The sequence below is a fragment of the Phenylobacterium zucineum HLK1 genome (assembly GCF_000017265.1).
Lineage (GTDB): Bacteria > Pseudomonadota > Alphaproteobacteria > Caulobacterales > Caulobacteraceae > Phenylobacterium > Phenylobacterium zucineum.
Genome location: NC_011144.1, coordinates 1961309 through 1975359, shown reverse-complemented (window position 1 = coordinate 1975359; position 14051 = coordinate 1961309). Strand labels below are relative to the sequence as shown.

Below are 14051 nucleotides of genomic sequence, written 5' to 3'. Positions count from 1 at the left end.
ACGCTCGTTCGAGCGGCCTTATAGCGGTTTACGCGGACGGTGAAAGCGCATCGTCGAGCCGTCCTAGACTTTCGTCGCGGGTCAGCGCGACCATCGCGCCTGCGAGATCGGGGGCCGGCGCGCCGCCGGAAAGCACGGCGCGCAGCTGCGGTCCGAACTTGCCCAGGCCCACGCCTTCGGCTTCCGCGAACGCCCGCAGCGCCGCCTCGAGCGACGGCACGTCCCAGTATTCGACAGCGGCCAGCGCCTCCCGCAGGCGCGAAAGGCGCCCGCGCAGCTCCTCGGTCATCTGCGTCCGGGTCTTCTCGGGCAGCTCGAGCGGCCGGCGCTTGAGCGCGAAGACGACGTTGTCGGCCAGCTCCAGCGTCGTCTTGGCGCCGTCGCGGACGAAGGGGATCGTGCGCTCGATCACCGCCATGTCCCCGGCCTCGAGGGGCCAGTCGCGGCTCGCCAGCACCGTCTTGACCAGCTCGGCGAGGCGCGCGGGTTCGGCCTGGCGGATGTAGTGGTTGTTCAGGTGGTTCAGCTTGGCCCAGTCGAGGCGGGCCGGCGCGCTGACCACGTCATTGATGTCGAACCAGGCGATCGCCTGCTCATCCGAAAAGATCTCGTCGTCCCCGTGGCCCCAGCCCAGCTTGGCCAGGTAGTTGCGCATGGTCTCGGGCAGGTAGCCCATGGAGTCGAACTCGCTGACCGCCTGGGCGCCGTGGCGCTTCGACAGCTTCGCTCCGTCGGGGCCGTGGATCAGCGGCAGGTGCGCCCACACCGGGACCTCCCAGCCGAGGCCTTGATAGATCAGCGTCTGGCGGGCGGCGTTGTTCAGGTGGTCGTCGCCGCGGATCACGTGCGTCACGCCCATGTCGTGGTCGTCCACGACCACGGCGAGGTTGTAGGTGGGGGTGCCGTCGGTGCGCAGCAGGATCAGGTCGTCCAGCTGCTTGTTCTGGAACCGGACCTCGCCCTTCACCGCGTCCTGGATGACAGTCTCGCCCTCCTGCGGCGCCTTCAGCCGCACCACGAACGGGCGGTCGGGGGCGTCGTTGGGCGAGGCGTCGCGCCAGGGCGAGCGGACGACCCGGCCCTCGGCGCGCGCCACCTCACGCTCCGCCTCCAGCTCCTCGGGCGTCATGTAATCACGATAGGCGCCGCCGCGCGCCAGCAGCGTCTCGGCGGCCTCGCGGTGCCGGTCGGCCCGGGCGAACTGGAACACCGGCGGCTCGTCGGCGTCCAGGCCCAGCCATTTCAGGCCGTCGAAGATCACCTTCACCGCCTCGTCGGTCGAACGCTCCCGGTCGGTGTCCTCGATGCGCAGCAGGAACTTGCCGCCCGTGTGGCGGGCATAAAGCCAGTTGAACAGGGCGGTCCTCGCCGTGCCAATGTGCATCATGCCGGTAGGCGAGGGGGCGATCCGGGTGCGGACGGGACGGTCAGGCATCGATCTCGGAGGGGTTGGGGCGGCCCTGGCGGATAACGCCGGAGCTGAACACTTGGGGGCGCCTCTTAGCATGCGGATTCGGCGTGCTTCCAGCCTCCGCGCCCACGCGGCCTGGCTCCGCGACCAGGTCGAGGCGCAGGCCGACCGCTGGACCCTGTGGACGCCCGTGGCCTTCGGCGCCGGATGCGGCGCCTACTTCGCGCTGATGCGGGAGCCGCAGGCCTGGGTCGCCTGGCTGCTGCTCGGGGCGGCCGCAGCGCTGCTCCTGGCCGCGGGGCGTTGGGCGGGCCCGCGCCCCGTGGTGGTGGCCCTCGCGCTGACGGCGTTCGGCCTCGGCGGCTTCGCCGTGGCCAAGCTGCGCACCGAGAGCGTCAAGGCGCCGGTCGCCGTCGCGGGCGCGAGGCCGCAGCCGGTCGAAGGCTGGGTGGTGGACGTGGCCGCGCCGGGCCAGGGCGGCCAGCGCCTGCTGATCGCGCCCGTCCGGATCGGCTCGTGGGCGCCCGAGACCACGCCCATCCGGGTGCGCGTGACGCTCCGCCCCGGAACGCCTGTGCCGGCGCCAGGCGAGGGCGTGCGGGTTCTGGCCATCCTCAATCCCCCGCCGCCTCCGGCCAGCCCCGGGGCCTACGACTTCGCGCGCGACGCCTTCTTCGAGAGCGTCGGCGGGGTCGGTCTGGCGCTGCGGCCGCCCGAGTGGTGGACGCCCGATACAGTGGCGCCCTGGCGGCTGCGGCTGACGATGCGGGTGAACGCTGTCCGCTGGGCGCTGACCCGGCGGATCGTCGAGACCCTCGGCCCGGAGAGCGGCGGGCTGGCGGCGGCGATGACCACGGGCCACGAGGCGTTCATTCCGCCCGAGCAGGTGGAGAACCTGCGCGTCTCGGGCCTGGCGCACATCATCTCGATCAGCGGCCTGCACATGGCGATCGTGGGCGGCTTCACCTTCGCCGCCGCCCGCCTGGCGGTGGCCGCTTGGCCGTGGCTGGCGCTGCGGGTGTCGGGCAAGAAGGTGGCGGCGCTGGTCGGTCTGGCCGCGGTCGGCGGCTATCTTGTGCTGTCGGGCGCGCCGCCGCCGGCCGAGCGGGCGGCGATCACCGCGGCGGTGGCCTTCGCCGCCGTCCTGGCCGACCGGCAGGCGATTAGCCTGCACGCCCTGGCCCTGGCCGCCATGGGGGTGCTCCTCCTCCAGCCGGAAGCGGTGACCGAGCCCGGGTTCCAGATGTCGTTCGCCGCCACCGCCGCTCTGGTGGCGCTGGCCGAGGGCTGGCCCCGGCCGATCCGCGAGATCGAGGCGCCCTGGTGGATCCGCCTGCCGCAGGCGGTCGTGACCTGGACCGCCGCCAGCCTGGCCGTCAGCTTCGTCGCGGGCCTGGCCACGGGGCCGTTCGCCATCCAGCACTTCAACCGCGTCTCCACCTGGGGCCTGCTGGCGAACCTGGCCGTGGCGCCGATCTCCACCTTCCTTCTGATGCCGGCCTTGGCCCTCGGCGCGGCGCTGGCCCCCTTCGGCCTCGGGCGCATTCCGCTGGAGGCGGCGGGGCTTGCGATCGAGCTGATGAACCGCATCGCCGCAGCGGCGGCCTCGGCCCCCATGGCCCAGACGCTGGTTCCCAGCGCGCCGGCCTGGACGCTGGCGGCTTCGTTCGTGGGCCTGCTCTTCGTCTGCCTGTGGCGAGGACGGCTGCGCTGGGCGGGCCTGCCGCTGGCCCTGTCGGTGCTCTGGGCGCCGCGACCGGCGACGCCGGACCTGTGGATCAGCGCCGACGGCGCCGCCGTGGCGGTCCGCGAGGGGCGCGAGGCGGTGCTGCTGCGTCCGGACGTGAAGCTGTTCGGGGCCGAGCTGTGGGCCCGCCGCCGGGGCCTGACGCCGCTGACCTCGGAGGCCGAGCGGGACGAACGATTCGACTGCGACCGCTGGAGCTGTGCGCCGGGGGCGGGGGCGCCGATGCGGGTCTCCGCCGCCTGGAACCTGCGCCGGCCGCTGAAGCCGGGCCGCCTTGACGCCCTCTGCGGCTCGGCAGAGGTGGTGATCCTGAGGAACGACTTCCGCCCGGAGAGCTGCGGGGCGCCGCTGGTGCTGACCGGCGCCGACTTCCGCGCCGGCGGCTCGGCCGAACTCTGGCGGCGGAGCGACGGAAGCTGGCGCATCGCCTGGAGCCAGGACCTGCGCGGACGCAGGCCCTGGACCTGGGGCTTCGACCCCAGGGGGCGCTAGGGCCTAGTGGTAACGGCGGATGAGGCCGACGAGGCGGCCCTGCACCGCCACGCGGTCGGGGCCGAAGATGCGGGTCTCGTAGGCGGGGTTGGCCGCCTCGAGCGCGATCGAGGCGCCCTTCTTGCGCAGGCGCTTCAAGGTCGCTTCCTCGCCGTCCACCAGGGCCACGACGATGTCGCCGGAGTTGGCGCTGTCGGTCCGGCGGATCACCACGAAGTCGCCGTCGAGGATGCCGGCGTTGATCATCGAGTCGCCCTGGATCTCGAGGACGAAGTGCTCGCCCGCGCCAAGCATCGCCTCGGGGACCGGCAGCCGGTCGCGCTCCTGCTGGATGGCCTCGATGGGGGTCCCGGCGGCGATCTTGCCGAGGATCGGCAGTTCGCGAGTGTCGTTGGCCGCGACCGGCATGGCCTGGCCGGCCTCGACCAGCTGCGGCTTGAAGGGGGCGCGACCCTTGGGCGGAGCGGCGGCCGTGGCCTGCTGCGGCAGGCGGACCACCTCCAGCGCGCGGGCCCGGTGGGGCAGGCGGCGCAGGAAGCCGCGTTCCTCCAGGGCGGTGATCAGCCGGTGAATCCCGGACTTGGACGCCAGGTCCAGCGCTTCCTTCATCTCGTCGAAGGACGGCGAGACGCCGGTTTCCTTGATCCGCTCATGGATGAACATGAGCAGTTCATGCTGCTTGCGGGTGAGCATCTGCAGGCGACCTCTGGAACAAAGCGCAAACGTTATCGATATTCTCTAGGTGTTCCTAGTTAATGTCAAGTTACCACCGTTCTCCCTGAAAAATCAGGAGAACTGGCCCGGCGCCGGACGGCGGAACGGGCGACTCAGCCGAGGAGGGCGCGGGTTGCGGCGGTCACGTCGGCCTGCCGCATCAGGCTCTCGCCCACCAGCATGGCCTGTGCCCCGCAGCGTTCCAGGCGAGCGACGTCGGCGGGGGTGAAGATGCCGCTCTCGGTGACCAGCAGGGCGCCGGCCGGGGCCATCGTGGCCAGCCGCTCGGTCGTGGACAGGTCGACCTCGAAGGTCCGCAGGTTGCGGTTGTTCACGCCTATCAGGTCGGCGCCGAGCGCGCCGGCGCGCGCCATCTCGGCCTCGTCGTGCACCTCGACCAGGGCATCCATGCCCAGCCGCTGGGCCTCGGCCATCAGCTCGGCGGCGAGGACGTCGTCGACCATGGCGAGGATCACCAGGATGGCGTCGGCCCCGAGCGACCGGCTCTCGGCCACCTGCCAGGGATCGACCAGGAACTCCTTGCGCAGGCACGGCAGGCGCACCGCGCTCCGGGCCGCGGCGAGGTAGCTGTCGTCGCCCTGGAAGCTGGGCCCGTCCGTCAGTACCGACAGGCAGGCCGCGCCGCCGGCCTCGTAGGCGCGGGCGAGGGCGGGCGGATCGAAGTCCTCCCGGATCAGCCCCTTGGAGGGGGAGGCCTTCTTGATCTCGGCGATCAGGGCCAGGCGGCCGGGGGCGTGCGCCCGCGTCAGCGCGGCGCGGAAGCCGCGCGGGGCCTCGGCCGGCGGCGCGATCGTCGGCTGCGCGGCCTTGCGGACGGCGACCTCGTCGCGCTTGTAGGCGGCGATCTTCTCGAGGATGTCGCTCATGGGGCGGTGATCTCCACGAGTCGCTCCAGGGCGGCCTGGGCGCGCCCTTCGTCCAGGACACGGCCGGCCAGCTCGACCCCCTCGCGCAGCGTCTCGACCTTGTCGGCGACCAGGAAGGCCGCGGCGGCGTTCAGGGCGACGATGTCGCGGTAGGCGCCGGTCTCCCCGGCGAGCAGGCGGCGCAGCGCCTGCGCGTTCTCGGCCGGGCTGCCGCCGGTGATGTCGGCCAGGGCCGCGCGGCGTAGGCCCACCGCCTCCGGGGTGATCGTGAACAGCCGGACCTTGCCGTCCGAGAACTCGGCGACCGAGGTCTCGCCCGTGGTGGTCAGCTCGTCGAGCCCGGCCCCGTGGACGACCCAGGCCTTCTCGGACCCCAGCATGCCGAGCGCCTGCGCCAGCGGCTTGACCCAGCGCTCGGCGAAGACGCCCACCACCTGCCGCTGCGCGCCGGCCGGATTGGTCAGCGGCCCCAGCAGGTTGAAGATCGTCCGGAAGCCCAGCTCGGCCCGGATCGGCGAGACGTGACGCATGGCGCTGTGGTGCGCCGGCGCAAACAGGAAGCAGATGCCGGCCTCGTCCAGCGCCTGGAGCTGCTTCTCGGGCGGGGCGGCGATGTTGACGCCCAGTTCGCCGAGGACGTCGGCCGTGCCCGACTTGGACGACATCGCCCGGTTGCCGTGCTTGGCCACCTTCAGCCCGCCGCCTGCGGCGACGAAGCCCACGGCGGTGGAGATGTTCAGCGTGTGCAGCCCGTCGCCGCCGGTGCCGCAGACGTCGATGGTGGGGAACGGCGGCTCGAGGTGGATCGCCGCTCGCCGCATGGCGCGGGCGCAGGCGGCGATCTCGCCGAGCGTCTCCCCGCGCATCCGCATGGCCGTCAGGGCGGCGCCGACCTGGGCCGGCGTCGGCTCACCCCGGAGGCAGGCCGAGAAGAACGCGTCGGCGTCGTCGTCCGACAGGGTCGCGCCGTCGGCCAGGCGCGAGAGGAGCGGCTTGAAGGCGTCGGACATCGGCGGCTCAGGCGTCGGCGAGCCGCTTCACGCCGGCGATGTCGAGGAAGTTGGACAGCAGCTCGTGGCCGCACTCGGTGGCGATGGACTCGGGGTGGAACTGCACGCCGAAGATCGGCCGGGTCTTGTGCTGCACGCCCATGATCTCGCCGTCGTCGGTCCAGGCCGTGACCTCGAGGTCCGGCGGCAGGGCGGCCTTCTCGACCGAGAGGCTGTGATAGCGCGTGGCGGTGAAGGGGTTCTTCAGGCCGGCGAACACGCCCTTGCCGTTGTGATGGATCAGGCTGGTCTTGCCGTGCATCAGCGCCTTGGCGCGGACCACCTCGCCGCCGAACGCCTGGCCGATCGACTGGTGGCCGAGGCAGACGCCGAAGATCGGCAGGTCGGCCGGCGCGCTGGCCAGCAGCGACAGGCAGACGCCCGCCTCGTTGGGCGTGCAGGGGCCGGGCGACAGCAGGATCGCTTCCGGCTTCAGCGCCAGCGCCTGTTCGGCGGTGATCGCGTCGTTGCGCACGACATGCGTCTCCGCCCCCAGTTCGTTCAGATAGTGAACCAGGTTGTAGGTGAAGCTGTCGTAGTTATCGATCACCAGGATCATGCGTCCCATCTAGGCTTTGCGGAGCCGTCCGCCAAGCGGGATGCTCGGTCCATGTCGGCTGACGATTCGACTCTCGATGCGGCGGCGATCGCGCGGGCGCGGGCGCTGCTGGCTGCGCCGGTGCGGCGTGAGCGGATCTGGCCGGCGTTGACGGCCGCCGCGCTCCTGGCGGTGTCGACCCTGGCGTTCGCGACGGCGATGGTGCTGGCCCCGCCGCTCGTCACGCACCCGCTGGAGAAGCCCGAAGCCCCTTAGCGTCGTCGGCCGGCAGCGGCGGCGCGAGCCGACTCCACGCCTCGATCACGCCCCGCTCGGATAGCCCCGCGAACAGCCGCTGGACGTTGGCGGCGTTGTCCCTGAGAAAGCCCCGCCACTCGGGCCGCTCCAGCATCTCGGGAGGTACGGACACGCCCTTAGCCGACCGGACGCAGCAGTCCTTTTCGGTCAGCTCGAGCACGTGCCGGCGGGCGGTCTCCATCGGCATCCGCAGACGCTTGGCGATCCGGGCCACGTTGGTGGTGCGCGTCTCGCCGCCCAGGATCGCCAGGAGGACCACGGCCGAGACAAGATCCTCGACGCGCACCAGCAACTCGTCCGTCGTGCGCAGCACATAGTCCGAGAGCAGGCGCGCCGCGGCGCGGACGGGGATCGCCGGCTCCGGGGGATAGGCGGAGCGGGGGAGGGGCTCGACCAGCCCCTGGGCGCTGGCGTCATAGTAGAACGCCCGGAGCAGCCGGTGGCTTTCGGCCACGCCCTGGACGTAGCCGGGCGAGACGAGGAAGGTCTCGGGCACGATGATCCCCCCGTCGGCGGACACGCACGCGCCCAGGGCCTCCAGCCGGCGCACGCGGCGGCGGACGGTCTCGAACGGCAGGCGCAGCGAGGCCGCGACGGCGTTGACGCTGACGGGGCGGCGCCGGGCGTCGGGCGCGGGGGTCTCCATCCGGCCATGGCGGATGCGGGCCAGCGGCTCGCGCGTGAGCGGCTGGATGTTGGCCTGGTTGATCGCCATCACCAGGATCGAGTCGATCGTCGATAGCTCGCCGACCCCCAGAGCCGCCTGGTCGAGCATGAAGGCGAACGAGAGGCGCCCCAGCGCGCGCTCACGCGCCGTGATCTCGTCCCGCGTCTCGTCTGTGGTGATCCCCGCCGTCACTCGTCCGATCCCCGATCGAATCCCGGCGTGCGCCGGTCGGCGAACGCACGATCACGTTCGCGAGCCGACGAAGTTATGCAAGCGCGGGCCTACCCGCATTGAGCGATCGCAGTTAACGCGGCTCAGACGAAGCGCCAGCTCTCCTCGGCCGCCCGCCGCAATGCGCGGGCCTTGTGGAGGGTTTCATCGTACTCGGCGTCGGGATCGCTGTCGGCCACGACGCCGCCGCCGGCCTGCACGTACATCACCTCGTCCTTGAACAGCGCGGTGCGCAGGACGATGCAGGTGTCCACCGATCCGTCGCAGCCGAAGTAGCCGACGCCGCCTGCGTAGCCGATGCCGCGCTTCTCGATCTCCAACTCGTCGATGATCTCCATCGCCCGCACCTTCGGCGCGCCGGAGAGCGTGCCGGCCGGCAGGGCGGCCATCACCACGTCCACCGGATCGAGGCCATCGGGCGCATCCCCCTCGACGTTTGAGACGAGGTGCATGACGTGGCTGTAGCGCTCGACGAAGAAGCTGTTCGTGACCCGCACGCGCGGCTGGCGCGACGCGGGCGCCGGCTGGTTGGCGCCCTGTTCCTTCAGCATCGCCACCCGGCCGACGTCGTTGCGGCCGAGGTCCAGCAGCATCAGGTGTTCGGCGCGTTCCTTGGGATCGTTCACGAGCTCCTGTTCGAGCCGCAGGTCCTCCTCGGGCGTCGCGCCGCGGGGGCGGGTGCCCGCGATCGGCCGGATGGTGATCTTGCCGTCGCGCAGGCGCACCAGGATCTCGGGGCTCGAGCCGGCGAGCTGGAAACCGCCGAAGTCCAGGAAGAACAGGAACGGCGACGGGTTGGTCCGGCGCAGCGAGCGGTAGAGCGCGAATGGATCGCGGGTGAACGGCGCGCGGAAGCGGTGGCTGGGGACGACCTGAAAGATGTCGCCGGCGCGGATGTAGCCCTTCGCCTTTTCGACGATCTCGCGGTACGCCTCGCGGCTGACCGGGGTCGTGAAGCTGTCGGGCTCGGGCGTGGCCGTCCCGGTGAGCGGCGGCGCGGGCCTTCGCAGGTCGTCGACGACCGCCTGCAGCCGCGCGCGGGCGGCCTCATAGGCCTGTTCGGCCGACGCCATGCCCGGACGGACCGGCGTCACCAGGATGATCTCCTGGGCGATGGCGTCGAAGATCGCCACGATCGAGGGACGCGCCAGCACCGAGTCGGGCAGGCCCAACGGGTCGGGATTCACGTTCGGCAGGCGCTCGACCAGCCGGATCATGTCGTAGCCGATCGCCCCGAAGACGCCCGCGGCCATGGGCGGCAGGCCCGGGGGCAGCTCGATGCGCGAGGCGGCCAGCAGGTCGCGCAGCGAATCCAGCGCCCCGCCGGGCTGGGTGGTGAACCGGCCGGCGGCGATGTCTTCGCCCTCGGCCGCCTCGGCCACGTCGCCGCGACAGCGCCAGACGAGGTCGGGCGCCAGGGTGATGATCGAATAGCGGCCGCGCCAGGCGCCGCCTTCCACCGATTCGAACAGGAAGGCGTACGGCCGGCCGTGACCGATCTTCAGGAACGCGGAGACGGGGGTCTCCAGGTCGTCGACCAGCCGCGTCCAGACGACCTGCGGAGCGCCGCCGTCGTAGGTCGACCGGAACGCCTCGAACGACGGCTCCGGCGTCACTTCTTCTTCTCCGCCGGGGCCTTGGCGTCGAGGGGCTCGAAGCCGACCGCGGCGCGGGCGCGGTTCACATCCACGCGCACCTTCAGCTTGTCGCGCGCCGCGCGCTGGGCCGCGTCGGCGATCTCGCGGAAGAGGGTGTTCGTCATCTCGCCGCGCTGCTGCTCGGTCAGCATGGCGGCGGTGGGGCCGGGCTGCATGCGGATGTTGCTGACCTTGGCCACCGAGAAGGCGAACTCCCGGGCCCGGCCGACGATCACGTCGTCGGGGCGAGCGCCGAAAGCGCGGTTCAGCAGCTCGCCCGACAGCGCCGGGTCCTGGCCCGCGGTCTGCCGCGACAGGCCCTCGGCGCGCGAGACCTTCAGGCTGGCGGACGCGGCGACCGCCTCCAGGCTCTCGCCCTTGCGCACGCGTTCGGCGAGCTCGTTCGCCCGGGCCTCCATGCGGCGGGCGGTCTCCCGCGCCGACCAGACGCGGGCGAGCTCGGTGCGCACCTCGGCGAGCGGCGGCATGGCGGGCGGAACCACGCGCTCGACCTTCACGGCGAAGGATTCGCCCTCGCCGGCGTCTGTCAGGTCGCCTTCGCCGCCCGCAGGCAGCGAGAACGCCTGTTCGAGGATCGCCGGCGTGAGGCCGGGGACGGGCCGGCCCTGTTCGTCCACGCCCTGGCGGGTCACCGGACCCACCGTCATCGCCGGTACGCCGACCTGCTGGGCCGCGGCGGCCAGGTCGGCCCCGCCCCGGTGCGCCTCGTCGTAGGCTTCGGCCTGCTCGTAGACCTTCTGGGCGGCGGCGTTCTTGCGCAGCTCGGCCTCCAGCACCGGCCGGGCCTCCTCGAGGGTGACCGTCTGGCCGGGGGTCACGGAGATCACCTTCACGACCGCCAGGCCCAGTTCGCCCTGGGCGCGGGCGACCTGGCCGGGCTGCAGGCCGAAGGCGACGTCGGCCACGCGACGGTCGGCGAGGGCGGTCTTCGGCTTGTCCTCGTAGGTGATGACGTCCACGCCGGCGGCCTTGGCGACCGCGGCCGGATCGTCGCCCCGCGCCAGGCCGGCCTGGATCTGCTGGGCCGCCGCGGCGTCCTTGGCGGGAATCTGCACCAGCGTGCGGGTCTCCGGGCGCGAGAAGGTGTCCTTGCGGAACTCGTAGAGCTTCTTCAGCTCGGCCTCGTCGACGGGCGTGTTCTGGGGAACGGCCTGCGGGGTGAAGCGCACCACCGTCAGCACGCGCATCTCGGGACGGGTGAGCTGCTCGGCGTTCTCCTTCATGAAGGCCGTCAGCTGCTCGTCGGTCGGCGCCGCCACGGCCGGAACGTTCGCGGCGGTCACGTTGAACCAGGCCACGTCCCGGCTCTCCAGGCCGAAGATGGCGCCGAGCGCGCCGTAGGCCCGCGGCGCGCGCAGGCCTTCGCCCACGCCCGCGCCCCAGTGCTGGGCGGCCATCTGGTCCCGCAGGGCGCGGTCGAAGCCCTCCGGGGTCATGTCGTTCTCGGCCAGGCGTTGCTGGAAAGTGTTGCGGTCGAAGCGGCCGCTGATCGGATCGAAGAAGGCCGGGATCTTCGAGATCTCGGCCACCAGCAGCTTGTCCGACGGGCGGATGCCGATCTTGTGCAGCATCTCGGCGAAGGCCTCGCGGGTGGCCAGGCCGTTCAGCACCTGGCGGTCGATGCCGTTGGCCTCGGCCATCTCGGGCGTGATGGGCTGGCCGGCCTGCTGTTCCAGCCGCTTGCGGTAATCCTCGTACTCGCGCCGGAATTCGGCCGAGGTGACCACCCGCGAGCCGGCCTTGATGACCTGGTCGCCGGTGGCGCCGCTGAATACGTCGTTGATGCCGAAGACCGCGAAGCTGACGATCAGCAGGCCGATCAGGACGGCGGCGACCCAGGACTTCGCGAACTGGCGGATGGCGGCGAGCATCAGGAATAACCCTTTCCGGGGCGCAGGCGTGCGGGCCGGTATAGTGGAGGCCGCTTCCGTACGGCAAGGAGGTGACAGGCCGCCCAGCTTGCCTTAACCGCGCCGGCCATTGCGACGTATGTGAGGCAAGATGACCGCTCCCAAGCCGCTGATCGCCGGAAACTGGAAGATGAACGGGCTGGCCGCCGCGCTGTCCGAGGCCAAGGCCGTGGCCGCCGGGGCGGCCGCGAGCGCCGCGCGCGTGGCGATCTGTCCGCCCAGTCTGCTGGTCCACCGGATGAGCGAGGCGCTGGCGGGGACGCCGGTGCTGGTCGGCGGTCAGGACTGCCACACGGACGAATCGGGCGCCTTCACCGGCGACGTCTCGGCCGAGATGCTGGCCGACGCCGGCGCGAAGCTGGTGATCCTCGGCCACTCCGAGCGGCGGTCGGGCTACCGCGAGACCGACGCCCTGGTGGCGGGCAAGGTCAAGGCGGCGCTGCGCGCGGGGCTGGAGCCGATCGTCTGCGTCGGCGAGACGCTGGAGGAGCGTAAGGCCGGCCAGGCGCTGGCGATCGTCACGCGCCAGGTCCGCGGCTCGCTGCCGACCGAGCTGGCGGGCAAGGCCTTCGCGGTGGCCTATGAGCCCGTGTGGGCGATCGGCACCGGCCTGACGCCCACCACGCCCGAGATCGAGGAAATGCACCGCGCGATCCGGGCCACCCTGGTCGAGATGTTCGGCGAGGCGGGCAGGGCGGTCCCCATCCTGTACGGCGGCTCGGTGAAGCCGTCGAACGCGGCCGAGATCCTGCACGCCGACGAGGTGGGCGGCGCGCTGGTGGGCGGCGCGTCCCTGAAGGCGCAGGACTTCCTCGGGATCGTGAACGCCCTCTAGGGCCCCCTCAGGCTCCGGGGCCCTTCAGCTCGACCGTGTTGCCCTCGGGGTCCTGCAGGTAGATCGACCAGCCGTCGCCGTCGGCCCCGTAGCGGGGGCCTTCGTCCGTCACGGCGACTCCGTGAGCGGCCAGGTGATCCTTGATCGCCTGGGCGTCGTAGGGACGCACCTGCAGGGCGAAATGGTCGAGGTTGCGGCCCTCGGCGCCGGGCCCGGCGCCGCCCATCCGCCCCAGCGGGCCGTCGAGCGTGACGAGGTCGATCATCTGCGGCCCGCAGCGGATGTGGGTGAGTCCGATCTCCGGACGGTCGCGGTCCACCGAGAGCCCCAGCACGCCGCAGTAGAAGGCGAGCATCCGCTCCTTGTCGCGGACGCGCAGCACGATGTGGTCGAAGCCGGCGACGACGATGGGCTGGGTCATGGCGGGTCTCCCTGCCGTGGAGATAGGGCCGCCCAGCCTAGAGCAGAAGGCCGAACAGCCGCACGTCCCGCCGCTCGCCGTCCTCCAGGATGTGGCCGCGCAGCAGGCCCTCCTCCTCGAAGCCGAGCTTCTCGAGCACGCTCTCCGAGCGCCGGGCGCCCAGGTGCGTGCGGGCGGTCAGCTTCCGCAGCCCGTTCGCCGCGGCGAAGGCGATCACCGCTCGCATCGCCTCCAGGCCATAGTCCTCGCCCGAGGTCTGCCGGCCCAACATCAGGCCCACCTGGGCCCTGCGATGGCGCCGGTCGATCTCGGTAATGTCGAAGCAGCCGACGAACGCCCCGTCCGAGAGCCGGCGCATGGCCCAGCGCATGGCGCGCCCGGCCGCCATGTCCTCGACGTGGTTGCGGACCACGCCGGCGACGACGTCGGGGTCGTTGGGCTCGGGCGCCTCCCAATAGGCGAGCACCTCCGGGTCTGCGAGGAGGGGGAAGATCGCCTCGGCGTCCTCGAGGGTCAGGGGATTGAGCCGGAGCCGTTCGGTTTCGAGGATCGGCAGGCGCTGCAGGTCGAGAATCATCACTTGTCCGACGGAAGCGACCCGCTACCTATGGCCTTGGGCCCGCCTCGGTGGTAGAGCGCGCGCTTCATTTCGGCGGGGTGTGTCCGCCGCGCACTGGAAAGACTGTCCATGCTGCTCACGCTGCTCCTCGTGATCGAGGTCATCGTCGCGTTCTTCCTGATCGTCGTGGTCCTGCTGCAGCGGTCCGAAGGCGGGGCGCTGGGCATGGGCGGCGGGCCTTCGGGCTTCATGACCGCGCGCGGGGCCGGCGACCTGATGACCCGGATCACCTGGATCCTGGGGTCGGTGTTCTTCGTGCTGGGCCTGCTGCTGACGATCATGGCCGGCCGGGAAGGGGGCTCCTCGTCCGTGGTCGACCGCCTGAAGGTGGACGCCATCGATCCGAACAGCCTGAACCAGTCGGCGCCCCAGCCGACCCCGGCCGCGCCGGCGCAGGGTGGCCCCGCGCCGCTCCAGGCCCCCGCGCCCGTGGTCGGCAATCCGTTCGGCGCCCAGCCGGCCCCGACCGCTCCGCAACCGGCTCCCCAAACGGCCCCCGCGCCCGCCGCGCCGCAGTAATCCGTGGATAGTTTGCACCACGGGGCGGGCCGCCC

At 72.0% G+C, this 14051-nt stretch carries 14 protein-coding genes; 4 read left to right on the top strand and 10 right to left on the bottom strand.

The features are described from left to right. Window positions 1–28: 28 nt before the first annotated feature. Complete coding sequence (gene gltX, locus PHZ_RS09715) at window positions 29–1435, bottom strand: glutamate--tRNA ligase (RefSeq protein ID WP_012522317.1); 1407 nt, start codon at window positions 1433–1435, stop codon at window positions 29–31. A 70-nt stretch (window positions 1436–1505) separates the two neighbouring features. Between gltX and PHZ_RS09710 the strand changes: the two genes are divergently transcribed. Beyond that, complete coding sequence (locus PHZ_RS09710; protein ID WP_012522316.1) at window positions 1506–3650, top strand: ComEC/Rec2 family competence protein; 2145 nt, start codon at window positions 1506–1508, stop codon at window positions 3648–3650. Between the two features lie 3 nt (window positions 3651–3653). Here PHZ_RS09710 and lexA read toward each other — a convergent pair whose 3' ends face one another. From lexA to PHZ_RS09690, 4 genes are all read right to left on the bottom strand, one after another. Then, a complete protein-coding gene (lexA, locus tag PHZ_RS09705; RefSeq protein ID WP_012522315.1) occupies window positions 3654–4343 on the bottom strand; it encodes a transcriptional repressor LexA in 690 nt (229 codons plus the stop codon). A 134-nt stretch (window positions 4344–4477) separates the two neighbouring features. After that, window positions 4478–5251, bottom strand: coding sequence for an indole-3-glycerol phosphate synthase TrpC (trpC, locus tag PHZ_RS09700; protein ID WP_012522314.1), 774 nt, complete (start codon window positions 5249–5251; stop codon window positions 4478–4480). After that, window positions 5248–6261, bottom strand: coding sequence for an anthranilate phosphoribosyltransferase (trpD, locus tag PHZ_RS09695; RefSeq protein WP_012522313.1), 1014 nt, complete (start codon window positions 6259–6261; stop codon window positions 5248–5250). Before trpD ends, trpC begins: the two co-directional genes overlap by 4 nt. A 7-nt stretch (window positions 6262–6268) precedes the next feature. Then, the gene (locus PHZ_RS09690; protein ID WP_012522312.1) at window positions 6269–6859 is read right to left on the bottom strand and encodes an anthranilate synthase component II; all 591 of its coding nucleotides are present in this window, start codon (window positions 6857–6859) and stop codon (window positions 6269–6271) included. Between the two features lie 51 nt (window positions 6860–6910). Here PHZ_RS09690 and PHZ_RS09685 point away from each other — a divergent pair, with 51 nt between their 5' ends. Further along, a complete protein-coding gene (locus tag PHZ_RS09685; protein WP_041373401.1) occupies window positions 6911–7114 on the top strand; it encodes a hypothetical protein in 204 nt (67 codons plus the stop codon). Here PHZ_RS09685 and PHZ_RS21645 read toward each other — a convergent pair. The 3 genes from PHZ_RS21645 to PHZ_RS09670 all read right to left on the bottom strand — a co-directional run bounded on the left by PHZ_RS21645 (window position 7080) and on the right by PHZ_RS09670 (window position 11583). Further along, window positions 7080–8015, bottom strand: a complete 936-nt coding sequence (locus tag PHZ_RS21645; protein ID WP_012522311.1) for a hypothetical protein — start codon at window positions 8013–8015, stop codon at window positions 7080–7082. The two genes, PHZ_RS09685 and PHZ_RS21645, sit on opposite strands and share 35 nt — an antisense overlap. 122 nt (window positions 8016–8137) lie before the next feature. Then, window positions 8138–9670 carry an anthranilate synthase component I gene (trpE, locus tag PHZ_RS09675; RefSeq protein ID WP_012522310.1) on the bottom strand — a complete coding sequence of 511 codons (1533 nt, stop codon included), beginning with the start codon at window positions 9668–9670 and terminating at the stop codon, window positions 8138–8140. Beyond that, complete coding sequence (locus PHZ_RS09670) at window positions 9667–11583, bottom strand: peptidylprolyl isomerase (protein ID WP_012522309.1); 1917 nt, start codon at window positions 11581–11583, stop codon at window positions 9667–9669. Before PHZ_RS09670 ends, trpE begins: the two co-directional genes overlap by 4 nt. Before the next feature lie 130 nt (window positions 11584–11713). Between PHZ_RS09670 and tpiA the strand changes: the two genes are divergently transcribed. Continuing rightward, complete coding sequence (gene tpiA, locus PHZ_RS09665; RefSeq protein WP_012522308.1) at window positions 11714–12457, top strand: triose-phosphate isomerase; 744 nt, start codon at window positions 11714–11716, stop codon at window positions 12455–12457. Between the two features lie 7 nt (window positions 12458–12464). Here the strand turns inward: tpiA and PHZ_RS09660 are convergent, their stop codons facing one another. Further along, entirely contained in the window at window positions 12465–12878 is a 414-nt protein-coding gene (locus PHZ_RS09660; RefSeq protein ID WP_012522307.1) for a VOC family protein, read from the bottom strand. 37 nt (window positions 12879–12915) lie between these two features. After that, entirely contained in the window at window positions 12916–13455 is a 540-nt protein-coding gene (locus PHZ_RS09655) for a GNAT family N-acetyltransferase (protein ID WP_012522306.1), read from the bottom strand. Window positions 13456–13566: 111 nt separating this feature from the next. On the opposite strand from PHZ_RS09655, the gene secG reads away from it, so the two are divergent. Continuing rightward, window positions 13567–14016: a preprotein translocase subunit SecG gene (gene secG, locus PHZ_RS09650; RefSeq protein ID WP_012522305.1), complete on the top strand. Its 450-nt coding sequence runs from the start codon at window positions 13567–13569 to the stop codon at window positions 14014–14016. Window positions 14017–14051: the final 35 nt, after the last annotated feature.